The sequence below is a fragment of the Ruminococcus sp. J1101004sp1_RTP21198st1_B9_RTP21198_201120 genome (genome assembly GCF_040924245.1).
In the GTDB taxonomy this organism is placed as follows: domain Bacteria; phylum Bacillota; class Clostridia; order Lachnospirales; family Lachnospiraceae; genus Blautia_A; species Blautia_A faecis.
Genome location: NZ_JBCOMI010000005.1, coordinates 49,778 through 74,379 on the forward strand (window position 1 = coordinate 49,778; position 24,602 = coordinate 74,379).

19 protein-coding genes, 2 tRNA genes and 2 pseudogenes are annotated in these 24,602 nt (G+C 43.4%); 4 read left to right on the forward strand and 19 right to left on the reverse strand.

The annotated features are described in order from the left end of the window. Positions 1–114 precede the first annotated feature (114 nt). From pth to AB5618_RS04555, 9 genes are all read right to left on the reverse strand, one after another. Positions 115–693 (reverse strand): aminoacyl-tRNA hydrolase, encoded by a 579-nt coding sequence (pth, locus tag AB5618_RS04515; RefSeq protein WP_118583700.1) that lies wholly within the window; start codon positions 691–693, stop codon positions 115–117. A gap of 335 nt (positions 694–1,028) precedes the next feature. Continuing rightward, entirely contained in the window at positions 1,029–1,979 is a 951-nt protein-coding gene (locus AB5618_RS04520; protein WP_148461569.1) for a GTP-binding protein, read from the reverse strand. 116 nt (positions 1,980–2,095) lie between these two features. After that, complete coding sequence (locus AB5618_RS04525) at positions 2,096–3,298, reverse strand: CobW family GTP-binding protein (RefSeq protein WP_195982738.1); 1,203 nt, start codon at positions 3,296–3,298, stop codon at positions 2,096–2,098. A 93-nt stretch (positions 3,299–3,391) separates the two neighbouring features. Further along, a complete protein-coding gene (locus AB5618_RS04530) occupies positions 3,392–3,625 on the reverse strand; it encodes a polya polymerase (RefSeq protein ID WP_118577545.1) in 234 nt (77 codons plus the stop codon). 232 nt (positions 3,626–3,857) lie between these two features. Further along, the gene (gene glgB / locus AB5618_RS04535) at positions 3,858–5,741 is read right to left on the reverse strand and encodes a 1,4-alpha-glucan branching protein GlgB (protein ID WP_195379916.1); all 1,884 of its coding nucleotides are present in this window, start codon (positions 5,739–5,741) and stop codon (positions 3,858–3,860) included. A gap of 266 nt (positions 5,742–6,007) precedes the next feature. Then, positions 6,008–7,324 (reverse strand): polysaccharide deacetylase family protein, encoded by a 1,317-nt coding sequence (locus tag AB5618_RS04540; protein WP_173719230.1) that lies wholly within the window; start codon positions 7,322–7,324, stop codon positions 6,008–6,010. A 60-nt stretch (positions 7,325–7,384) separates the two neighbouring features. After that, positions 7,385–8,488 (reverse strand): N-acetylglucosamine-6-phosphate deacetylase, encoded by a 1,104-nt coding sequence (gene nagA / locus AB5618_RS04545; RefSeq protein ID WP_118577548.1) that lies wholly within the window; start codon positions 8,486–8,488, stop codon positions 7,385–7,387. Between the two features lie 56 nt (positions 8,489–8,544). Further along, positions 8,545–9,900 carry a trigger factor gene (gene tig / locus AB5618_RS04550; protein ID WP_368366525.1) on the reverse strand — a complete coding sequence of 452 codons (1,356 nt, stop codon included), beginning with the start codon at positions 9,898–9,900 and terminating at the stop codon, positions 8,545–8,547. Positions 9,901–10,112: 212 nt separating this feature from the next. Then, entirely contained in the window at positions 10,113–12,053 is a 1,941-nt protein-coding gene (locus tag AB5618_RS04555) for a polysaccharide deacetylase family protein (protein ID WP_368366526.1), read from the reverse strand. Positions 12,054–12,326: 273 nt separating this feature from the next. On the opposite strand from AB5618_RS04555, the gene AB5618_RS04560 reads away from it, so the two are divergent. Then, the gene (locus tag AB5618_RS04560) at positions 12,327–12,731 is read left to right on the forward strand and encodes a hypothetical protein (protein ID WP_368366527.1); all 405 of its coding nucleotides are present in this window, start codon (positions 12,327–12,329) and stop codon (positions 12,729–12,731) included. A 167-nt stretch (positions 12,732–12,898) separates the two neighbouring features. Next, on the forward strand, positions 12,899–13,402 hold the full coding sequence (locus AB5618_RS04565; RefSeq protein WP_118577551.1) for a hypothetical protein: 504 nt from the start codon (positions 12,899–12,901) through the stop codon (positions 13,400–13,402). 158 nt (positions 13,403–13,560) lie between these two features. On the opposite strand, the gene AB5618_RS04570 is transcribed toward AB5618_RS04565, so the two are convergent. The 7 genes from AB5618_RS04570 to AB5618_RS04600 form a co-directional block, all read right to left on the reverse strand. After that, entirely contained in the window at positions 13,561–15,144 is a 1,584-nt protein-coding gene (locus AB5618_RS04570) for a sugar hydrolase (RefSeq protein WP_368366528.1), read from the reverse strand. A 22-nt stretch (positions 15,145–15,166) separates the two neighbouring features. Further along, positions 15,167–16,495, reverse strand: coding sequence for an ATP-binding protein (locus AB5618_RS04575; RefSeq protein ID WP_173715768.1), 1,329 nt, complete (start codon positions 16,493–16,495; stop codon positions 15,167–15,169). Next, complete coding sequence (locus AB5618_RS04580; RefSeq protein ID WP_368366529.1) at positions 16,492–17,202, reverse strand: LytR/AlgR family response regulator transcription factor; 711 nt, start codon at positions 17,200–17,202, stop codon at positions 16,492–16,494. The genes AB5618_RS04575 and AB5618_RS04580 overlap by 4 nt, the downstream gene beginning before the upstream one ends. 190 nt (positions 17,203–17,392) lie before the next feature. Beyond that, positions 17,393–18,964 (reverse strand): MFS transporter, encoded by a 1,572-nt coding sequence (locus AB5618_RS04585; RefSeq protein WP_207741812.1) that lies wholly within the window; start codon positions 18,962–18,964, stop codon positions 17,393–17,395. A 110-nt stretch (positions 18,965–19,074) separates the two neighbouring features. Next, positions 19,075–20,526, reverse strand: coding sequence for a family 43 glycosylhydrolase (locus AB5618_RS04590; RefSeq protein WP_368366530.1), 1,452 nt, complete (start codon positions 20,524–20,526; stop codon positions 19,075–19,077). A gap of 237 nt (positions 20,527–20,763) precedes the next feature. Then, a tRNA-Arg gene (locus AB5618_RS04595) sits at positions 20,764–20,837 on the reverse strand. 4 nt (positions 20,838–20,841) lie between these two features. After that, positions 20,842–20,926, reverse strand: a tRNA-Tyr gene (locus tag AB5618_RS04600). Between the two features lie 317 nt (positions 20,927–21,243). Here AB5618_RS04600 and AB5618_RS04605 point away from each other — a divergent pair. After that, entirely contained in the window at positions 21,244–21,711 is a 468-nt protein-coding gene (locus tag AB5618_RS04605; protein ID WP_118577555.1) for a DUF2798 domain-containing protein, read from the forward strand. Next, positions 21,594–21,839, forward strand: a pseudogene (locus AB5618_RS04610) (DUF6783 domain-containing protein); the annotation flags it as partial. The gene AB5618_RS04605 and the pseudogene AB5618_RS04610, both read left to right, overlap by 118 nt. On the opposite strand, the pseudogene AB5618_RS04615 reads toward AB5618_RS04610, so the two are convergent. From AB5618_RS04615 to AB5618_RS04625, 3 genes and pseudogenes are all read right to left on the reverse strand, one after another. Beyond that, positions 21,771–21,983, reverse strand: a pseudogene (locus tag AB5618_RS04615) (DUF6783 domain-containing protein); the annotation flags it as partial. The pseudogenes AB5618_RS04610 and AB5618_RS04615 overlap by 69 nt on opposite strands. A gap of 67 nt (positions 21,984–22,050) precedes the next feature. Further along, positions 22,051–23,169 carry a hypothetical protein gene (locus tag AB5618_RS04620; RefSeq protein ID WP_118577556.1) on the reverse strand — a complete coding sequence of 373 codons (1,119 nt, stop codon included), beginning with the start codon at positions 23,167–23,169 and terminating at the stop codon, positions 22,051–22,053. 398 nt (positions 23,170–23,567) lie between these two features. Continuing rightward, positions 23,568–24,578: a S9 family peptidase gene (locus AB5618_RS04625; protein WP_118577557.1), complete on the reverse strand. Its 1,011-nt coding sequence runs from the start codon at positions 24,576–24,578 to the stop codon at positions 23,568–23,570. Between the last annotated feature and the right edge of the window lie 24 nt (positions 24,579–24,602).

Consider the following 24,602-nt stretch of genomic DNA (forward strand, 5'->3'; position numbering starts at 1 on the left):
CCCCCAAAACATGAAACCATTCCTGCAAGCTATCTGCACGTCATAATTTTCACAAAGCTTTTGGGGGACGCTCCAGGGGCAAAAGAAGCCCAGCTTGTTGCTGGACTTCCTTTGTTACTCAGTAACCCTCTTTCGGTTGTATTCATTCATCGCCGCATCCGGACCATCTGTTATGATTTTTTCTACAGCGTCTGCTGCAAACTCAATTGCTTCATCCACGAGCTTGCGGTCCCCGGATGAAAAACGGCCAAGCACATGGTCTGCCAGATCCCATCCTTTTGGTTTGGCTCCTACACCAATTTTTACACGCATGAATTTCTGTGTGCCAAGTCTGCCAATAATGTCCTTCAGACCATTATGGCCGCCTGCACTGCCCTGCTTCCGGATACGAAGCTGTCCCGGCTCCAGATCAATATCGTCCTGAATAATGATCAACTCACTCTCCGGATCGATTTTGAAATAAGCAGCCATCTCCTGTACCGGACCACCGCTTAAATTCATAAAGGACAAAGGTTTCATAAAGATTACCTTCTCTCCTCCGATGAATCCGGAACCGTACATAGCATTAAATTTTACGCCGCCCTGCGGAATCTTATGACGTTCCACAAGCACATCGATCGTATCAAAACCCATATTGTGGCGGGTCGCCTCATACTGCTTCCCGGGGTTTCCCAGTCCAACAACTAAATACATAATCTTATTTTCCTTATTCTACTACGAAAGTCCTCCACAGCAATTCCAAAGCTCTGGTCAGCCACAGCCCTGTAATCACTGCCGCAACCGGCTTAGCCAATAGCATAAAACAGATGACTTTCATTTATTATCGAATGATATGAGTGTCAAAAGGTCTTTTGACACTCATTTGATACCCGGATTGCTACGCTGCTCCCGCAATCCTCCAAATATTCGAAATCCGCTGATTTACTGCGTAAATCGCTACTTTCTCATATTTGGCGTGTCCCAAGTTCAAAAGCCTTATCGTGCAAGCACGAACAGCTTTTTGACCTTTTGACACTGGTATCATCAAATTAGTTGAAATAAACCATCTCATCAGCCAGAGGTTCGCATGGGGTCACATTCTCTGCATAAAGAACAATTCCCTCGCCCTGGTACTCAGAACGGTTTTCAAAGGCGACCTTGGCAGTCACCTCAACCCATTCACCTGGCTTCAGCTTCGGGGCATATGCACTCTTGCAGATATAGCCCAGGAATGAAGTATCATCTGCGCAGCAGGTCATGGCAGTACGTCCTGGAATAAAGAACTTGCTGCCCATTCCTCTCGGACGTCTTGCACGAGCCTTAAAGCGAAGAGTTTTTCCCACATAGCGATCCGGATGATCCATAGCATCTACAAACCAGATTCCGTAATCTTCAGGCGGAATATCTACAATCTCTGCATCCAGGTCAAATGGCATCTGATCTGCGAAAATATCCGTCATCTCGCCTTCTTCGTCCTCAAAAATAACCTCTGCACTTGGGTTTACAACCTTAATGCTTCTGCGGAAGTTTGCAAGAGGATATTCTTTCTTGCTGCGGTTAAACACAACCATATCCGCATTACGAACCATATCCATAAAAATGGATTTCATATTCTGCATATATACCTGGAATGTGCTTGCATCTACACAGGTAATGTGCTGTTCAATTCCCCAGCCTGCCGGGAGCTTCATCTCCTCAAATTTGCTTACCAGCCACATTCCATTATATTCCATAACCACACGCTCCGGCTGATGGATAATATCCAGTGCCTGAAGGCGCTCCGGTGTAAAATCTTCTTCTTTCTCAATAACCTCAACTACAACATTATCTTTTGCAAGAGCCTCTTCATCGTACTCTTCCTCTCCCTCTTCGCAGAGAATGAGAAGTGTCTTTCCCTCTGTACGGAAGTAATCCTGCTGGAGGGTAAAGCTAAGGAAAGAGGTCTTGCCGCTTTCCAGGAAGCCGGTTATGAGATAAATCGGTACTGTAATTTCATCCATTTACAGAAACCTCCCTGTATTTTTCTTAATTAAAAGCAGTACGTTCGCATATATCGCTTATAAACAGCAACAAATAAGCTTACCAAAAGTCTTTTATCCCGTTTATATGTCAATCATTAAGCTACGCCGAACAGCTTGACCAGTTTCTCTTCATTTAACTTGGAACCAATTACGCAAAGACGTCCGGTGTACTCCGGTGAACCTTCACGGATCTCAGTTTCTTCCGGAACCATATCGAAGTAGATCCATGTTCCGTCCTCTGCCGGAAGCATTCCCTTAGCACGAAGGATCACGCCATACTCTTCAGAAGCGGAAAGGCTCTCCAGCATTTTCTCAAGCCCTTCTCTTGTAAACTTCTTAATAGTCTCACGTCCCCAGCTGGTAAATACTTCGTCTGCGTGATGATGGTGATGATCATGATGATGTCCGCAGCCACATTCGTCATCATGGTCGTGATGATGCTGCTCATGATCGTGGTCATGTCCGCAGCCACACTCGTCATGGTCGTGATGATGATGCTCATGATCGTGGTCATGTCCGCAGCCGCACTCATCATCATGGTCGTGATTATGCTCGTGATCGTGGTCATGTCCGCAGCCGCACTCATCATGGTCGTGATGATGATGCTCGTGATCGTGGTCATGTCCACAGTCACACTCGTCGTCATGATCGTGATGGTGATGATGCTCATGCTCCTCTTTCAGCAGCTCATCCGCCAGAGATACCGGATGCTCCATAACCTCCAGGATTTTCTTTCCATCCAGCTTCTCAATCGGAGTGGTAATAATAGCTGCCTTCTCATTGATAGAACGAAGAAGCTCCATAGACTCCATTGCTTTCTTCTCGTCTACAATATCGGTACGGCTCATGATAATCGCGCCTGCATACTGAACCTGATTGTCAAAGAACTCGCCGAAGTTTCTCATATACATTTTGCATTTCTTGGCATCAACAACTGTAGTGTAGCTGTTCAGCTGAATATCAACATCCTCTTCCACACCCTGTACAGCCTTGATAACGTCGGAAAGCTTACCAACACCTGATGGCTCGATCAGGATACGGTCCGGATGATACTTCTCTACAACTTCCTTCAGGGAAGCACCAAAATCTCCAACCAGAGAACAGCAGATACATCCGGAGTTCATCTCACGGATCTCGATTCCGGCATCTTTCAGGAATCCCCCGTCAATACCAATCTCACCGAACTCATTCTCGATCAAAACTACCTGCTCACCTTCAAATGCTTCTTTCAGCAGTTTCTTAATAAGAGTTGTCTTACCAGCTCCAAGGAAACCGGAGATAATGTCAATCTTTACCATTTTGTATTCCCCTTTCTATTATGCCAGAAAAAGGGGACATGACCAAGTCACATCCCCTAATATATTTATCCCAATTTCACAGTTTTATGCAAATCAGCCGTTGATCATGAAGTGCATAAGCTTATCAATGTCTTCTTTCTCATATGCAACGATCTCAAGCTCCGGAATCTCACCGTTAGAGAAGATGTTCGCAAGAGATACATACTGTGATAATTTAGATTTCAGGTTCAGTCTGTCACCTTCGCCAGTTACAAGCTCTACTTTACCAGCGCAGCTGTCTACTACATCAAAAAATTTCTGAATGTCTTTAATATTAGATACCTTCATGTCAATATTCTCCTTTCAACATGTACAACTTTTTCCATTTCTTTTTGTTCGGGCTCATTATATCTCAACTTTTTCCAAATAGCAACAGGTTTTTCACCTTCTGGGAAAAAATCCCCAACAGTCACAAACAAAACCCGAATTTGCCCCATTCTTTGGGTATTTTTAATACTAAATTATCACAGCAATCTGAAAATTGTCTGTGAGAATTGTTCCTTGCGGAATTTGGCAGCTTCTAATACTGGAACACAGCAACCCCGTAAGCTGGCAGCGGATAAGCAAAGGAGAACGGACGATTGTCACAATCCTGCTTTTCTGCCTTAAATACCTTCTTCGCAGTCTGTCCGTTTTCATCCAGAACCAGTGTGTATTGTTTCTTCTTCGGCACACCAACACGGTAATCCGGACGTTCTACAGGAGTGAAATTGCATACTACCAGAAGGTTATTTCTTTTTGTAGGGGATTTCCTTACGAAGCTGTAAATACTTCTGTCCCCGTCATCTGCATTGATCCACTCAAAGCCAGACGGATCCGTATCCGTTCCATAGAGCGCAGGATATTTGCGATACATCTTCAGCAATGTCTGCACAAAATCCTTCAAATCCCGATGCTTCTCTTCCCCAAGAAGGAACCAGTCGAGTTCTCTCTCCTCGCTCCACTCTCGAAGTTGACCGAATTCCTGCCCCATAAATAAAAGCTTCTTGCCCGGATGGCAGAACATAAATGTATAAGCAGCCTTCAGATTCTTAAACTTATCATCTAGCTCACCTGGCATTTTCTCCAGCATAGACTTCTTCAGATGAACCACCTCATCATGGGAGATTACTAACACATATTTCTCACTGTAAGCATATGTCATGGAGAAAGTCATCTTATTATGGTTAAACTTACGGAAATAGGGGTCCAGCTTCATATATTCCAGGAAGTCATTCATCCAGCCCATGTTCCATTTCAGGGAAAATCCAAGGCCGTCATCCTCTGCCTTACCTGTAACCTTCGGCCATGCGGTAGACTCCTCTGCAATCATCACAGTACCATGGTTTCTTCCAAGAACCACTGTATTCAGATGCTTAAAAAACTCAATTGCTTCCAGATTCTGATTTCCGCCATATTTATTGGCTACCCACTGACCATCATTCTTTCCATAATCCAGATACAGCATGGATGCAACGGCATCCACACGAAGACCGTCCACATGACACTCCTCGATCCAGAACAGAGCATTTGCGATCAGGAAGTTCTTTACCTCCGGTCTGCCATAATTGTAGATCTTGGTTCCCCAGTCCGGATGCTCTCCCTGTCTGGGATCTGCATGCTCATAAACTGCAGTTCCGTCAAAATTCGCCAGTCCATGGGCATCCTTGGGAAAATGTGCCGGCACCCAGTCCAGAATAACCCCGATTTTCTGTCTGTGAAGATAATCTACCAGATATTTGAAATCCTGGGGTGTTCCATAGCGGGAAGTAGGCGCATAATAACCGGTGACCTGATATCCCCAGGAACCGTCAAAGGGATGCTCTGCAATCCCCATCAGCTCCACATGTGTATAGCCCATATCCTTCACATACTGGGCAAGCTTCACCGCCAGTTCCCTGTAATTGAAAAAGCCTTTCTCATTCTCCTCTGTAGCCGGATGCTTCATCCAGGAGCCAGGATGTACCTCATAGATCGCCATGGCATCCTTAGTCTCGTCAAATTTCTGACGATTCTTCATCCAGGTGGTATCTTTCCATTTGTAATCCCCGATATCCGTGATTCTGGATGCCGTTCCCGGTCTTAATTCTGCCTCATTTGCATAAGGGTCAGCTTTATAAATATGCTCCCCGTTCATTCCTACAATAAAAAACTTATACAGCTGTCCAATTTTTGCTCCAGGGACAAATGTCTCAAATACACCGATCGGACCTGCCTTTTTCATTGGAGCAGCCTGTTCATTCCAGTCATTAAACTCTCCAATTACAGAAACAGCCTGCGCATTAGGTGCCCATACAGCAAAATAAACACCTTCTTTTTTCCCTTGTTTCTCAGGATGTGCGCCAAGCTTTCTGTAAACATCATAATGGGTTCCCTGACCAAAGAGATACTGGTCAAGCTCTGTAAACTGTAATTTCTCTCCCATCAGAAAGTTACCTCCCTAAACTTTCAAATTCTTATGCACATTATAGCATACTCTTTTCCTCCATGCCACCAAAAACTTGTCTATTATTCATAAAAAATCTACATCAAAATTCATTTTTACTGTAAAAAAATACGCCTGTACTTTGACATTTTTCTCATAAGTACAAGCGTATACTATCATTCACACTATACAGCATCTGCGATTTCCGGAAGTCCCGAAGCTTAACACATATGCCAGACAGGCTCTAGAGCCTCTTATTTTCTCCGTTATTCGCCTGAGTCGCTGCTAAAATCCCCTTCGCTATTCTCACTGCCATCTGTGTATCCGTCACTTTCACTGCCGTCGCTTCCATCACCGGAACCATCACTGAAGTCGCTCTCATCTCCATTACTGCTGTCATCTGAACTGCCATCAGAAGTTCCATCTGTGGAAGAGTCCTCAGAAGAGCCATTTCCATTATATCCAGGCACATAACCTGCATCAAGGGCGCTCTGCCAGAACTCTGCATATTTTGCTGGCTGAAGGGTAACATTCTTCGCCGCTGCCATCTCACTTACCGTTACCAGTTTATATCCCTGTGCAATAAGATCTGGAATCAGTCTGAGTGCCGCATCAACTGAAGGACCATGAATATCATGCATCAGAATAACGGCTCCGTCTCCCAGATTGCTGTCATTCATAATGCCATTGTAATCCAGATCTGCATCCAGATATTTCCAGTCCAGACTGTCAATAGACCACAAAATAAAAGGTTTCCCAACTGCCGAAATAATTTCATCATTGCAGTCTCCATAAGGCGGACGAATTACCGTGGACTCCTGTCCACAGGCATCAATCAATGCCTGATCGGTATCGCCGAATTCCTTTATAACATCATCAATACTCAGATTCAGCATATCCAGATGATCCCAGGAATGGTTTCCGATCTCACAGCCAAGTTCCACCATTCTCTTCACTTCGTCCGGATACTGTCCAACCAGCTGTCCCAACATAAAGAAGGTAGCATGTGCATTGTTCTCCTCCAGACAGTCCAGAAGCTTGTCTGTATACTGTCCCGGACCATCATCAAAGGTAAGTGCGATCAAAGGGCGTTTCTTCTCAGCATTGTAAGAACCATCCTCATTAAAATAATAATCGTTTACCCCCTTGGTCACCCAGCCGGTCTGCATGTATCCATTGGAATCAAATGCATATTTCACTCCGTCAATCTCTGCAAAACCATTGGTATAATATGTACCATCTGCATTCTGATACCAGCGTCCGCTGGAATCCTCATGCCAGCCTGGAGTCAGTGAAGAAACCTTGGTCACATCGCTCTGTCCTTTCAGAGGCTGTCTCAGAGCATCTGTAGAATTGGAATCCGCATTCGAAGCAGCTCCGTCACCTGCATCCGCCTGCACGCTCTGTGATTTTCCAGTACTCTTTCCTCCCACACGACTTACGATTGGAAAAATCACTCCTCTTATTACAAAAATCACAGCCAGCACCATTGCCACAACATAGGTAACCAGCTTAATGATCTTCCTTCGTCTTATCTGGCGCTGTTTCCTGCGCATTCTTTCGCGCAAAACCCTTCTATCCATTCATATTCCCTCTTTATCTCTCGTTACATAGTGGAAAAAATTTTCCGCAAAAAAGTTCTGTCATAGCACTTCTCTCAGCTCCAGATCATCTGTTACAAGAAGAATATCCGCTTTCTTTCCAACAGAAAGGGAACCAACTTCATCATAAATACCAATACTCTTTGCCGGATTTCGTGTTGCTGCAAAAATCGCTTCTTCAAGGGGAACACCAAAAGAAACAGCCTTGCGCATACAATCATACAGGTTCGTAGCAGAACCGGCAATCGTACCGTCCTTCAAAGTTGCCTTACAGTCCTTCATCGTTACTTCCTGTCCACCCAGCTGGTAGGTTCCGTTCTCCATTCCAGTAGCCATCATAGAGTCACTGATCAGTACAATCCTCTCTGGTCCAAACATCTTAAATGTAGCGCGGATCACAGCGGGATGAATGTGAATGCCATCACAGATCATCTCTGCCATACACTGCCCATCATCACAGGCAGCTCCGATCAGTCCTGGTTCTCTGTGCGCCAGTGGCTGCATGGCATTATAAAGATGTGTCACATGGTGTGCACCTCTTCTCATGGCCTCCGCTGCTGTATCGTAATCAGCTGCTGTATGACCAAGGGAAATGCACACCTCATTATGTACCTCATCAATGAATTCCATAGCACCATCCACATTCGGTGCCAGAGTTACCAGCTTCACCATATTTCCGGAATATTCATTCAGTTCACGGAAAAATCCGGCATCTGGTTTGCGGATATAGCCCTCCACATGGGCGCCTTTTTTCTTCGCATCCAGAAATGGGCCTTCCATATTGATTCCCCGGACAGCAGCTCCGTCTTTCATTTCTCCCACAGTCTTAATAGTAGCAAAAATTTCCTTCAGTTCTTCTGCCGGCAATGTCATGGAAGTAGGACAATAGGAAGTAATTCCGTGACTCTTTTCGTATTTCAGAATAATCTTAAGTCCTTCCGGATCAGCATCAGAAAAATCATGTCCAAATGCACCGTGACTGTGAATATCCACCAGCCCCGGAAGCACCCTGAGCCCAGCCGCGTCTACAATCGTCTTGTCCGTAACCTCATCCTCTGAAGCCACGATTCTATGATTCTCCACATACAGATCCTGTAATCTGAAGCTTCCATCCTCCTGAAAAACTTCTCCATTTTTAATAATCATAACTCCATTCCCTCCTGAGATTCATTGGCTGCTGTTTCTGTTATAAGCGGCAACCGTCAATTCTCCGTACTGTCATCCTGTGTATCTGTTGAAGCATCCGCTGCTGTGCCTGTATCTGCGGTTGCACCAGCTTCCTGCTCTTCTGCTGTATCCCCGCCATCAGTGCTCTGTCCGTCAGTCGTACTGCCATCTGCATGATCTGCTGCTTCTGTTCCCTCAGCAGCCTGTGCATCCTCACCTTCAGCAGATGTATCCGCTGCTGTCTGATCATAATTAGCATTTGCAATAATGAAATCCTGAACTCTCATAAGTCCGATACTCTCATCCACTGCAACCTGACCGTAAGTATCGATAAGAACTGCAAGATCGCCAGAAGCATACTGCTCTACCAGCTGATTCTGGATTGCAAGACTTTCCTCATCCTCCAAAGTCATTCCCTCTGCGTCCATGATTCCCTGAATAAGCAGATTCTGTTTTACCTTGGCCTGGGCATACTGCTGGCACTGGGCTTCGAAATCATCCATGGAAACGCCCTGAGACTCTACGAAGTCTTCAAGCTCCATATTTCCCTGCTTCGCGTATGCTTCTGCCTGTTTCTTAAATATCTTCACTGCCTCTTCTACGTCTTTCTCTGGATATTCCACAACCTCAGAATTGGTGTAAACAGTATTCCATGCAGTGCTGCGCAGACTGCTGTCGGCCTGATCCTGTGCTTCCTGCTCCAGCTGTGCGCGAACAGAAGCCTTATATTCATCAATTGTCTTGTAATCGGTATTCGCTGCAACCCAATCATCGGTCAGTTCCGGTGGTCTCTTAAAGCTCTGCACGGTAATCTGGAATACTGCATCCTGTCCAGCCAGTTCACTGTTGCGGTAGCTCTCCGGGAAGGTTACCGATACGTCTTTAGTCTCACCCTTCTTCATTCCCACGATTCCTTCTTCAAATCCGGGAATCATTGTGCCGCTTCCGATCACAAGGTCATAATTATTACCAGTTCCACCTTCAAAAGCTTCCCCGTCTTTTGTACCTACGAAATTAATAGTAGCGGTATCACCATTCTGGATGACAGCGTTCTCATCTGTCACTTCCACTGAATTGTCTTTCAAATTCTCTGCGATACGATTCTCAATATCCTCATCTGTCACTTCTGGTACAGAATTATCAAGAGTTATCCCCTTATAGTCTGCAATTGTAACATATTTCTCCACATTATCCACTGAAACCAGGCGTGTCGCACCGGTAGAATCTGTATAAGGTTCCTGTACCTCTTCTTCCTCTGCCGAATCCTCTGCCTGCTGCTCTGTTGCAGTGCTCTCACTCTCTGTACTGGTAGTTTCTTTATCACTTCCGCAGCCATTTACAGCAAGTGCCATACACATTACTAACGCTGTCAAATATAGTTTTCTTTTCATTTCATACTCCCTTCAGTTACTCTTTTATAAAATTATCACATTTTCTATTAAAAAGGAAGCCCACTGAGGCAATCATTTTTATTTTATCTCCGCCGCGTTACTGTTCACTGGTAACGTTCCGCGAGGTGTTTTATGTGAACAAAGTTCACATAAAACCCGAGAATCTCAGCGCAAAATCATGCGAATCCATGCCCTCTTTGCAGCTGGTCTTATCAGCCCCCATTCATAGGCGGTACAGGAGTGGGTCTGGATGGGTCAAATACCTGGCTTACGTCAAACAGATCTGCCAGCATGTCCGGATTGTAATACATTCGGTATCCATCCACGTTTCTTCTTCCCATCCGGAAATATTCATCTGTCATCTGTACAAAATATTGATTAGAATCCACGTTGCAATAATAATCATATCCCTGGGATTTCAGATATTCAAATTTCTCATTGCCAGTATACTCTCCGCCGTTATTAATATCTGCTCCGAAAGCAAAGATAATAATATCTGTTCCGCCAATAAGAGGGTCAATGTTCTCTTTGAAATTCTGTGTATCTGTTTCAAGGCGTTCCATGGAAACTGTGGACATGTTTTTATGTCCCCATGTATGGCTGGCAAAAGTCCAGCCCTCCGCCTTCATAGCATCTGCAACCTTTTTCGCTTCTGCCCGCTCTATATCCAGATCAAAATCAGGATGCGCGTCAAGCCACGCCTTTTTATCATCATTCAGATCATCTGGTCTTGTCTGATAGCTGATATCTGTGCGGTAACCCAGGATTCCATTGTAGCCTGTAAGCGCTACAATTCCCTTATGTCCATGATATGCAAAATCAGGATGTTCCTCCACAAACCGGTCGATCAGCGGTACAACATCATAGTCACCTACAACTGTGCTTCCATCATCCTGTACATATTCGTTGCGGATCTTCCCCTCTTCATCTATAACAAGCTTGGTGGCAATTCCATCTCCATCCTGGGAGTGGTAATAACATACATCGTCCTGCGAAAGGACAAACGGTGTTTTTCCCTTAGGAAGATAAACCTGCTTTGCCTGCATTTTCCCATTTTCATCAACGTCTGCCAGATCATAAAGGTTTACCATTACATATCCCTCGTCATACATGATCTGGGTTATCTTATTAAACTCATCCATAGTGGTCATAACCTGATTATAACCATCTGTCTTGTAATCTCCATCAAACGCCTTGGAAGTATCCACGATCAGGGAATGATAAAAAATGTGAGTTACCTGTTCCGGAGACCAGGCTACACATTTATCCTTTTTCTTCTGGAATTTCTCTGCAGCATTCTGAAAATGGACATTTCTCACATATGCATTGTCCTTCTGCAAAAGGCTGATTGCACCGTCATAATCATACTGGGCTGCTTTCTCCTTGGCTGTGGTCAGTACTTTCTTCTCGTGACGGATCTGCCTCCTGATGATACCTGCACCGGCTGCTGCTGCTTGTGGCATAACCCCATTTAAATCTATGGCCGCCGCCTGGGCTGCTTCCTGCTCTGCTTCCTGCTCTGGCTGATTTACAGAGTCTGAAGAATTATCTTCTGTTTTCTCTTCATCAGACATATTCCCGGATTCATCCTGTGCAATATCCTCTGAATTGTCATCTGTATTTCCAGTTGTCTCATCACTGTCATCTGCCGTACCTTCACCAGATTCCGGTTGTATATCTGTACTGTCTGAGCTGTCAGCAGCTTCCTCTGTATTAATATCTGGTTTTTCGGTGCTTTCGGGGGGTTCGGTACTTTCGAGGTTTTCGGTGCTTTGGTCAGCCTTTGCCAGTTCTTCTGCTGCCTTGCTCTCTTTACCGGAATTCTTATCAGGAACCAAATCCCTTACCTTGGCTACCAGCGTTTCCATGCCGTCTTTTAACCCCGTCTGCTCTCTATAAAAGTATCCCACACCGCCCAACACTGCCAGAGCAGTAATAATAAGAGCCAGATTACGATTCCGTATCTGCCTCTTCTTTCTCTTCAGATTGCGCTCATGTCTCTCGCGCCGTCGTTCTTCGTAATATATCTCTTCCTGGTGTTCCTTCTCTGCCAGTTCCTGTAATTCTCTGTCAAGCTCCCGCTTGGACTGGCTGTCGGGAACTTTATTCTCTTCCAGACCAGGCTGTTCCTGTTCTGTATCCGATTTCTTCATAATGTATAACTCCTTATTTAGCTCCCCCTTCAAATGCCTCGTAAAAATAGTACCAGTTACCGCAGGCACTTATAGTATAACCATATCAGACAGGTCTATCCATTCTGTAACCAGTAGATTTCTATTATACATGATATTTTAAATAATTACCACCTTTTCACTGTAATTATCCTTGCTTTCCGTTGCCATTTATTGTTAAAATAAAAGATACATGATAAAATCTAATTTAATAGAAATAACGGAAATTATCCGTCACTCAGAGGAGAGAAAAATATGAACAGATCAGATATTATGCGCATCAGCGCACTATTTGAAATAGCCCTGGGTTCTGCTTCTTTGATCGCAGCCCGCTTCTGGATCGGAACCACTAATATTGTGGGCAGACATGTAAGCCATGGTGATACTACAGAGGCTTTTGCACTTACTTATGCATTTACACTTCTTCAGATTACAATTGGAATTATAGGCGTGATGAATGCAGAAAAAGGAAGAATGAGCACCGTTATCTTTGGAATTCTGGCCTTTATTCCCCAGATTGCCCACTTCTTTCATATTAAGGGAAGTATTATACTGGTTCTTATGAATCTTGCAGCATTTGCGGTACCGGTTATATATACTTTCACGGCTTATAAGCTTTTCAAAGGAGATAACAAAACAATTGCCTTTTCCAAAAAATGATGTTAAAATGTAGTTTATGTGAAACAAGAATGTAACTGTTCAGTTTCTTCACAGGTTACTGTTCACTGGTAACGGAACGAACAGTAACCTTCACGGTCACACGCTTTGCGGAACCGTGCAGGCTGAATAGTTATTAAGAAACTTTATAATATAGTAGGAGGATAAGTATGCATCCAGTAACAATCGTCCTTCTGGTGATTCTCGTAATCCTCATCGGATTACTGGTTGGTTTATATTTCTTTGGTAAGAAGACCCAGAAGAAGCAGGAAGAACAGCAGGCACAGATCGAGGCAAGTAAACAGACCGTTTCCATGCTCGTTATTGATAAGAAGAGAATGCCACTTAAGGAATCAGGTCTCCCACAGATGGTCATCGACCAGACACCGAAGCTTCTCCGCCGCTCCAAGATGCCGATCGTTAAGGCTAAAGTTGGACCGAAGATTTCCATTCTTATCGCAGATGAGAAGGTATTCGACCTTATCCCTGTGAAGAAAGAGATCAAAGCTGAAGTAAGTGGACTTTACATAGTAGGTGTAAAAGGTATCCGCGGTAACCTGGACGCTCCGGTTAAGAAGAAAAAAGGATTTTTCGCACGCTTTAAGAAATCTGCGGAAGAAGCTCAGGCAGCCCAGAATGAGACTAAGAAATCCAAAAAGAATAAAAAGAAATGATTATTTTAGCCCTGCCATTATGATGGCAGGGCTATTTAAATGCTCCTTTCCCCATATTGTAATGCCAGTCATTATTTCCTATGTGTTGTATTTTATCAGGAATCTTTCTCTCATTTCAAAAAGGATCCTGCATTTCTGCAAGATCCTCATTCTCAATCTTATTTCTCATTATCCATATAAAATTTCCTAAGGAAATACGTCGGCGTACAGCTCCATGCATGACAGTAGCTGTTAACCATACTGGAACCATATGGAGATTCTTCCCTGTTATAAGGATTATAAAGTTCCCAGAAGGTATCCGCACCGTCGTGGATCATTTCGCCCCAATAGCGTTTCATCTCTTCCAGTGCAAGCTCTTTCTCATCACAGCGGATAAGCGCATCAATATAGTGATGATACATATATGGAGTTACCATGCGGATTCTCGGATTCACTTCCATTACATGATGGATCAATTTACAGTTTGTCTCTTTGTCAAAGACACGGGCCAGAATCATCCAGATCTGGGTTGCCCAGGAAGCCTGACGGTCCGGACCGCTTACGAACATTCCAAGCTCTTCATCCCAGAACTCTTTCACCGCTGCCTCTTTCAGCATGGCCTGCTTCTCTTCCAGCCAGCTGATATCCTCCTGTTTATCCAGAATCTTTGCAAGGCGGATTCCGTAACGGATACAGTAAATAAGAACTGCTGTAGCTCCGGCCTGCTTATTCAGACCATCTCCCCAGTCCAGGAAGCACCAGAATGCATCACCTAAATCCTCCACAACATTTTTCTCATTTAACTGTGTCATGGCAATGCGGATCTGATCAATTGCCACATCATAGAGATCCCTTAAGGTTTCCAGATCATCGGTTGCCTCATAATAATCCAGAAGCACAGATGAGAAAAACAATGCATAGTCCAGAAGGTAAGTATCATCTGGCTCCATCTCCGGTTCTGTGAATACACAGGCGCTTAGTTTTCCCTCATTAAAAAGCAGTCCTGCAAAAATATACATACAGCGTTTGGCAAGATCATAATTCTTAAAGGTGTAATAATTGGCTCTCGCCTGAAGTCTCAGATCTCCCAGCCACATTCTGCGGTCACGCTTCGGTCCATCCTCAAAAACATCCTGCATGCATTCTTTCAGGGTTTTTCGGCTTACCAGATCAATCTGATTCAGAAGCGGATCTCCGAAATCCACCGGCTTTACAGACTCCATGTCTACAGCAGAAACCGTATCACAGGAAATACCATTGATTTTCATCTGGAACTTGGCAGAAGTATCAATTACACGAAGCTCCATATAACGAAAAGAATATCTTCTTGGCAGCTTCACCTTCGCCGGAAGTACATCCACATGAATATACTCCTCCTGAATCCAGCCACGGCTGAGCCAGCCGTCATAATCGGCAGTTTTGTCCGTCATTTCCTCCAGACGCTCACCGAATTTCAGGTAAAAATAAACCGGTGCATCCTGATGGCTTCCAGTTTTACTAAGCTCCAGAGTCACATAACCTACCGCATGATCCCCGAAATCCACAAATACTGTATCATCTCTTTTTAAAGATTTTGCATACAGATTTTCAATCGGGTACTCTTCTGTAATAACTGTTCTCATCTGGCGGTCTTTTCCCACCATAATTTCCTTTGCAGCCTTGATTTCTTTATGCCGGAGCTCTGGCTTTAAGGATTCTGCAATTTCCAGAAAACGGTTATTTTTATGTACTTCGAAGTTCTCAATTATACTATATGATGGCATTATCTTTCCTCCTAAAAATCGTCTAATGTTTCATCGGAATCAGTATCTTCAGCTCAAACCAGTTATTCGCCTTGCCCGCCATAACTGAACCGCCATACTTCTCTACAATTTTTTTCATACTCTTCATTCCATATCCATGGAACCGTTTATCTTTCTTGGTGGTGATCGGGATTCCATCCTGGAACTGAACATTCTCCTCACAGTAATTCTCTGTGCGAATACGGATAAACTGTTTATCCTGAATCACGTGCAGGGAAATCAGACGTTTCTGACGGTCTTTGATCTTCACCACACTTTCAATGGCATTATCCAGCATATTTCCGAAAAGAGCACTGATATCCATATCCTCCATAAAATTCAGCAACTGTCCCTCACCCATAAATTTCAGCTCAATACCATGTCTCTGACAATGCATGCTTTTACTGGTAAGAATGGTGTCAAGGACCTTATTTCCCGTTTTATTCTGTGTCTCGTAAATCTTGATCTCACGCTCCATCTGTTCCAGGTATTCCCCTGCTTTTTCAGAATCTGCGCCGCTTTTTAAAAGATTGATCTGATGCTTCAGATCATGGTATTTCTGATTTACAATATCGATACTCTCCTTGGAAAGCTTGTAATTTTTGTACTGCATATCCATAATATTCCGAAGCGTATCCTTCTCAAAACGCATCTGGATTTCTTTTACCTGAATGTGATAAGCATAAAGAACTGCCATGCCGCTGAGATCTGCCAATGTGCGGATAATAAACACATCCATAGCTGTTCCCGCACTGAAAATGCTTTTTACATCCACATAGCTTACGTTGCTGATGCAATATACCATAATCATTACAAAATATACAACCAGTAATTCTCTGCGGGTGATCTGCAGTTCCTCAATATCTTTCTTCAGATAACGTTCAAGCAAATAAATCAGGATATACAGTACTGCATAAATAACTATCATATGCAGTACACGCCATAACATCTGCTCTGGTGTTCCCACCTCCTGACCACTGAAATCACCTGTATAAAAATAATGAATCTGCCAGCACAAAGAGGCTGCAAATTCTGCGTTGATAAATGCCTTCGCACAGAAAAATCCGGTTTCACGCCACGGAAGCTCTCCTGCCATCCTGATATACAACAACAGCAATAAAAACACGCATATCATAAAAGGCATGAAGAACATCTGCTTTATTCCATCTGTAAAAAAAATAATTGTAAAAATAATGATAAAGCTCAGCACCCCATACAGATATTTCCACAGGTCCCTTTTCCCTCGTCCATGCACAAGGATCATTACCAGTGCAGAAAGCCAGTAGGAAATGGCATAATAATATCCGGGAGTGTTGACTACCGTACCTCTCATTTTCCCACCTCATTCATGTATTCATTCAGTGCATCCAGAAAGGGCTTCCGCCTGCTTCTGCTCACCTGGATCGTATCGCCATTTACCATGATATCACTGCCCTGATAAGTCTCTACAAATTCCAGATTTACCAGATAACAGCGGTTGCACCGGAAATATTTCCTGGGATCAAACTGATTGTCTGTATCCCTCATAGTACCCTTTGTCTCAAAATCCCCATCCAGAGTGTGGTAGATCAGCACATGGTCCTGAACCTCCACGTAACAAATCCGCGCCACATCCAGCTTCTTTTTACCTCCCTTCAGAACAATGGTAATGTACTCCTTCTCCGGTGTCTTCACCTTTGCCAGAGCCCTTACCATACTCTCTGAAAATGAAAAATAGGAAATTGGCTTCAAAATATAATCCAGCGCATTTACCTTATATCCCTGAATGGCATACTGAGGCATGTTTGTAATAAAAATAATAATTACATTTGTATCAAGCTCGCGGATTTTTTCTGCTGCTTTCATTCCATTGAGAAACGCCATCTCAATATCCAGAATAATAAGGTCATAGCTGGCAGTGTAATCGGTCACAATATCCTCTCCGTCCTGAAATTCTGTTACGGAAAATTTCATCTGGTTCTCTTTTTCATAACGATTCAGGCATTTCTTCAACGCCTCCCGGTCATGCCTGTCATCCTCTACAATTGCAATTCTTATCATAATTATTTCTCACCTATCCTATTCAATCAAACGGATACTCCAATCCGCTTTGCTGCCTTCTCATAATCGAATAGCTTCTTCGCAGCTTATTCGGCTAAAACGGCTCCCTGGCACAGTGACACTGCACCAGGGAGCCGGAATCACTTGTGTTAACTAAGAATAGTATAACAGGAAACAGGTTCTGAAACAATTAGATATTAGCTGCTTTCTTCTGATTTTCTTTGATCTTTTTCTGGTCCTCTTCAATGTGTTTTTCTACATCCAGACGGCTCATGAGAATGATAACAACTGCATAGGTGATCACATCTGCCGCCAGAAATGCAAATGCAAGCACCTGCTCCACGCCGCCCATCTGACGGTAAACGATCTGCCCTGTATAGTTTGCCACATTTTCAATGATTTCCAGAGTCTGCGGATTGCAGGCAATGCCGGTATTGCTGTAGCCTGCAAAGGTAAGAAGACTGTTCAGCACACCGATACAGAGTCCGCTAAGACCTACCATAATGGAGCTATAAACAGACATTGTAAATCCATCGCTTCGGAAACCATTCTTCGCTTCCAGGTGATCCAGCACATCAGAAAGAAGCGCCATCGTCACATACATTGCCGGAATACTTCCGATTCCTTTCAATACCATACTTGCAGCAACCATTCCGAAGCTGTGTACATTCAGGAAACAGACAAGGCCGCCTACAACGGAGAAACAAAGTCCTGTAACAACGGCTCTTTTCTTTCCAAGTTTACGGGCAATTGGCCATGCCACTACCATACCAACGGCAGTAGGAATTCCACCAACCAAACCAAGTGTTGACATTAATGCACCGGAAGTCTGCTCCGGATTTGCAGAATTAATTACACTGTCAAACATCCATCTTACATAGAAGCTCATGGAACTGTTTTTGATCAGCTGACCAAACTGGAAAATCAGGAAATAGAGAATGATGATCCACCAGTATTTGTTGTGGATACAGCCTTCCAGCTGTTTTTTCAGAGGAAGCTTCTCTTCCTTCACATTCAGATTGATGGTTTCCTCTGTAATACGCTCTCTGGTAAAATAATATTCCAGCATACAGCCAAATGCACTTACCAGACAAAGAACTATGGAAATAATCCTCCAGTGTGAATAGCTTGCGTCCACATCGATTCCGCCGTCCTTTGTCACAAACAGAAAGCTCTGAAGAAGAATCGGCACTACAATGCTGGCTCCAACTCCTGCTGAAGCAACCATTGCTGCATTTGACAGTGTTGCAAGAAGCCCGCGGCTCTCAGAATTTCTGGTAGAAAGAGAAACCATGGAGCTATGTGCACAGTAAAAACATGGATATGCAAGTGCATAGTACAGGTTATAGGACACTGCGATCCAGATCATCTGCACCGCATTATTGCCCTTAGCTGGTGTCATAAACATAAGAATAATGGCTATGATCAGCATTGGTGCTGCAATGATCAGGTAAGGTCTTGCTTTTCCCTGTGTACTTCTGGTGTTGTCGATCCACTGCCCGATCATCAGATTTCCGAGAACTACGAAAATCACAGATACGATTGGCAGAAGTGTGGCAAATGCTCCGAATTTCGTCCAGCCAAGTACATCCACATAATAACGGTTCAGATAGGCACCGAAAATGGCATTGGCAAACATGGCGCAAAAGGGCGCCAGAAAATATCCAATGGCAATTTCCGGAAGCTTCACCTGATCGGATTTGATTCTTGTTTTAAAAACCGGCTTTTCTGCAAGTTTTTTTGCAAAATTAGTAATGTTCAAATATTTCGCCTCCTGGGTTTATTTGACTCTTAAGATAAACTCTTTTTCCCTTTATTTAAGCTCTGTCTTCCATTTGCAGGCAGAATATTTCCTGCACATTTAATGGAATCTTACTTCAGATCAAAAGACATAAAATTAAATGCGCCAGTTCCCTTGTAACTGAAGTACAGTGCCTCTTTCTCACCGAGTCCGTTTACATCAGCTGCAAAACCGTGCTGTTCCTTGCAAGGTTTCACCTGAATCTTTGCCACTGGCTTGCCGCCTTCCTCTGTGGATACATAAACAACTCCAGTTGCTTTTCCCTTAATATTAATACGAACCTTAGAGGTCTCACGCAGGTCAAAATATTTGAAGCCTGCAACTGCTCCGTCACACATATTGGCAATATACTGATCTGACCCCTGTTCACGATCCTTTCCATCCTGAGTCAGATATGGATGTCCGGACTTTGGATGTTTGATCATACTTAAGAAACGGGTTCCTTTTTTGCCATATACGTTGCAGGCAATGTAGGAAGGATAGTTTCCTTTTCCCTTAAGCGGTCCGTCATTCAGACCACAGGAGGTCATCTCTGCCTGATAGAATTTGCCATTCTCGAAGCGGATGCGCTCTGCACAGGCCTGACGGGAAGACTGCTTACGGTTACTGTGTCTGTGATAGAAAACATAATAGCTTCCATTAATTTCGATCAGGCTTCCGTGAGTGTTTCCGGTACAGTTTCTTGCATTTTTTACATCTGTGATTCCAGGAAGGCCGATGTCCCCGTTGCTGACCAGAACACCGCCAAACTCAAAGCCCTCTGTAGGGTTATCGCTTGTTGCATAGCAAAGCTCATGGCTGTTCAGGGAGCTGTAGATGAAGTAATAGGTTCCATTGAATTTACGCATGGAGCTTGCCTCCAGGAAGGGATGTCCCTCATAAGAACTTCCTGGTGCTTCTTTCTCACTGGCAATTCCAATGTATTTCGGTCCCATTTTTACAGTAAGCATGTCTGCCGGATCCAGCTCGAAGCACATTGCACCGTGCTCAGTCGGCTTGGAGCCATCAAGCAGAAGGGGATTTCCCTGAAGGGCAAAGCCTGTGTAAAGATACAGCTTTCCATCATCATCCATAAAAACGCCCGGGTCAAACTGCAGCGGCTCCTCTTTCTTTCCAATAGGAGTACCATCTGCATATTTTACATAACCATAGAATTCATATTTGCCTGCCGGCTTGTCACAGACAGCCACAGAGATCATCTTGGTACCGCCCATGAAATAATAAAGATAAAATCTTCCGTCCGGTCCCTGGATCATATCCGGTGCTGCCAGACCATTTGTAAGACGGATCTTCGGCGCTGCCGGATCCTGCTCTCTTTTGAAAATAACACCCTCATAACGCCAGTTGCCAAGATCGTCTACTGGTGCTGACCAGCATACATAATCGCCCAGACAGAAATTCAAGCCGTTAAAAAGATCATGAGAACCATATATGTATACACGTCCGTCCACAATATGCGGCTCCGCATCCGGCACGTATTCCCAGCTTGGCAGGTACGGATTTACAGCCTGCTTTGTTTTCATACCTTCATCCTCCATCGATTATTTTACATAATTCATAATATGGATTTATTATAACACCCTGCAATTTCTGTACCTGTTTTTTACGTAAAGTGTAAGAAATCCATCGCAAATAGCACATCTTCAAAATCCAGAAGTTGAATCTCAATGAAAAAAAGCCGTCTAGTCACAGACAGCTTTCTTCCTTTGCACCATTTCCTTACCTGATTCACTTTATTCCAAGACATCTGCCATTGGAAGCACTCCTAGGGAGATTCGAACTCTCGACACCGCGCTTCGTAGACGCGTGCTCTATCCAGCTGAGCTACAGGAGTATACTCGGTCATGAGGGAATCGAACCCACTCGTGTTATGATAACAGCGGATTTACAGTCCGCTCCGCCTCCTTAACGGGATAATGACCGATATGATTTCTTACATGTTTTATATTACCAGAAGAACTATATATTCTGCAATAAACCACTAGTTTAATATAACCAAGGAACTTAAGTAAAACTGCATTCTGACTTATAAAAAATCCCCATTATCATTTCTTAGTCCATCTTATATATCGATTTTTTTATTGCATTTTCCCATTTATCTGGTATAATAATCATTCGGTAAACAATTCAATAACAAATTAGCTCTGGTATAAAATTGGAAACGACACAAGTGTACACTTGATAACGAACAACACATGTGTCTTTTTTGTACCCATTTTTAGAAAAAGGAGAACAATTTTATGCCAAAAACTAAGTTTCAAAATGTTATTTTCACTCTGATGATGGCTTTCCTTATGGTCTACGCCATGATCTGCTACAACATTTCCCTGAACATCGGTGGAATGAGCAACCAGGTATTTCTCATGGCTTTCGGCGAAATGAAGATTATGTGGCCGGTTGCATTTGTACTGGAGTTCTTTATTGTTGATAACCTTGCCCATAAGCTTGCTTTTCGTATTGTCACACCTAAAGACAGACCTTTCGCCATCACAGTTGCAATTTCTGTTATGATCATCTGCATTATGTGCCCGATCATGAGCTTAATTGCCACAATCTTGTTTAAAAATGCGGGTTCCCAGTTCGTTGCCGTATGGCTCCAGACCACTTTCATGAACTTCCCGGTAGCCTTCTTCTGGCAGCTTATGTACTGTGGACCGCTGATCCGTTTTCTCTTCGGGAAAATGTTTCCGGAGAAACAAGATGCATAAGCGTACCTGTTAGAGCGTGTTTGGAAAAGGCTTTCTGCAAGATGTGCGTCACAGTTTGTGGGAGATTTCGCCCGGATGAGGGCGCCGTAGCGGGCTACGGCAACCGAATTCGGGTGAAATCTCCCGCAAAGTGGGGCGTGCAGATTGCGGGAATGATTTTTCAAACACGCTCTAGCAGTTTTCATATAAATTTGAAGGATTTTAAAAGGCATTGCAGGATATAGCCTCTCCCTAACGTTTGACTCCAAAATCAAATCGTTTACAGACGCCATATAATTCCTTGCAATGCCTTTTCTCGTTAAACTTTCTCAGCTACTATTCTGTAATTTCTAATCCAAATCAAGAAGTATGTACTGCCATTGTTGTATTCTCGATAAACCCTTCACACATTTTCTGTACTTTTTTAAGCGGCAGCTCGGAAATTGCCGCAATTTCTTTCTGTGAATACCCCCGAGAAAACATGTTAAAAACGGTCCTGCGATCTTTTTCTCTGGCCTGTCTTCTCATTTCTTTTTTCATCTCTTTCTTCATTTCTTTCCGCGTTGCTGCTCTCGCTTCATCTGCATACATTTGCATTGCGCCATCCCATGCCTTACACATATCCTTCACCTCCACAACCTCTTCATCAACAAATTCATATTGCTCCAGTAATATCGCCAGAAGCCATCTGGTTTCTTGACTTAGCTTTCGTATTTCTTCGGTACTCTCTTCTACGTATTTTCTCAATTCGTCTTTTTTACGGCTGTGCTTCATAAGCTGGAAAATATCTTTCCATTCCGTGTGAAACAACTCAGGATTCTGTTCATGAATATCTATCATACAAATATCATAATCAGGAAGCCTGTCTGAAAAACTCATCACATTTTCCGGGATGTCCATCATTTCCTGTAATTTTAACTTACTCTTCCACCTTTTCTCTCCCAGGTATAATACCTGATGAAATACCGGAAGCAATGGACGACGGATTCGGCGCCGTTTTTTCCCACGTTTTCCTCTTCCCCAAAACATTTGCTGGGATTTTCTTTTCCACTCTTTTAGCTGATCTGTATATTCTATGCTGTCATATGTAAAACATCTCACAGGCATCTCATAATTTGCCCCAGATTCAACTTCACATGCCAACAAAAATCTACAGCCTGGCTTATCGTGGAGACGAAGGAAATCGCGCTCTCTTTCCAGATACATGAGCTTCGCGCTGTCATCCCCGAATTCTCCCTCTTCAAAAACACCTTTTTCCCTGGCAATTTCCTCTTCGCCGTATTTTTCAGAACTGTTTTTCTTTTGTATATTTTTTGCCATAATCGACTGTTTATATGATACTCTCTTCTTCCTTTGTACTTCCTTAAGATAACATGGATCCACAATCTGCTTTCCTGCAAATAAGGTACCATTCACAAAATCTGCAAAGCGTTCGTTATCTTTCAGATACTCCTGTAGTCCCTGGTCTTTTACACCCAAGTTTCACCACCTTCTTTATTACGCTTATTTCACAGGAATACTTCACCGAATGGCAATGAATAGACTGCTGTTCATGAGCTGAACCGCCTACGAATAGTACATAGAGTTCCTGAGATGTGAATTCAGCGTAACATAAAATATAATGTACTGCAAGGAGTTTATATTTTTTAAGAATCATTCCTCGTTAATATTATACCATTTGTATTTATTTTATACAATATTATTTTTATAAAATATATACTTAAATAAAAAAAGGCATTGTAGAACATGCCGCCCAAAAGTCAGACATTAAAATCTAACTTTTAGTACGCGGTATAATATCCTTGCAATGCCTTTAATTCATAACGATCTATAAATACGCCCTACATGTTTTTTTCACTTTTTGGTTTCCTAAACCTTTATTCTTCCTCTTTCAAATGCACATCCAAAAATTCCAATCCAACTGTCTCCGCATAGTCTCTTCCCTCTTCAAAGTTCATCTCGAAACCATGGGTAGATTTTTTTCCATAAATGGGAATCAGAACAGAACCTTCCCCTGTATACGCTTCCTCAATTGCCTTTTCAGAATAGCTGTATGGCACCAGGCTGTCATTGATTCCGTGAATGATCATCACGTCTCCGTCATATGCGCTGATAGTGCCATAAACATCCAGATCATAAACTGTTTTCACATACTCAGAACCCACAGTTCCTACCGGCATCTCAGCTCTGTCTTCCGGAATATCATATGCGGAATCATACATTTCCCGGGCATTATCCGCAATACAAAACGCCGGATAAATCAGGATCATAGCAGCCACATCATCTTTTCTGTCTGCAGCAGTCAGAGCACTTACAAGTCCTCCCTGGCTCTGTCCCAGAAGGAAAAGATGATCCTGATCCACATAATCCTTTGTTTTCACAAAGTCCATAACAGCACTTAAATCTTCTTTCTCAGTCATCACTGTCATATCCATGAAATCTACGTCACTGTTTCCGTTAAGGGAACCGCCGCAGAAGTCAAATGTATAAACCACATATCCATCCTGAGCCGCCTTTTCCGGCCATTTTGCACGCTCTACCATCTGGGAAGTAGAACCGATTCCGTGGCTCATAATGATTACTGGATAAGTCTTTGTTTCGTCAAAATCTTCCGGATAATAGAACTGTCCGTAAATATTATTGTCTCCATTTTTGCACCAGGAAACCACCTTTGTGCAGCCTTCTAGTTCTGTAGTGTATCCCTCTTCAATCTCCGGATTGTCAGACTCTTCTAAATCAGCATCTTCCTCTCCTTCAGAATTAGAACTGTCCTCTGCTTCCTCTGTCTGCTCTTCTGCGTTTTCCTCAGCCCAGACAGTCACACTTACACAGCTCACACTCAATACTGCTGCCACCCCTAAAGCAATTAACATCTTTTTCTTTAACATCTTTATTGCTCCACTTACTTTTTT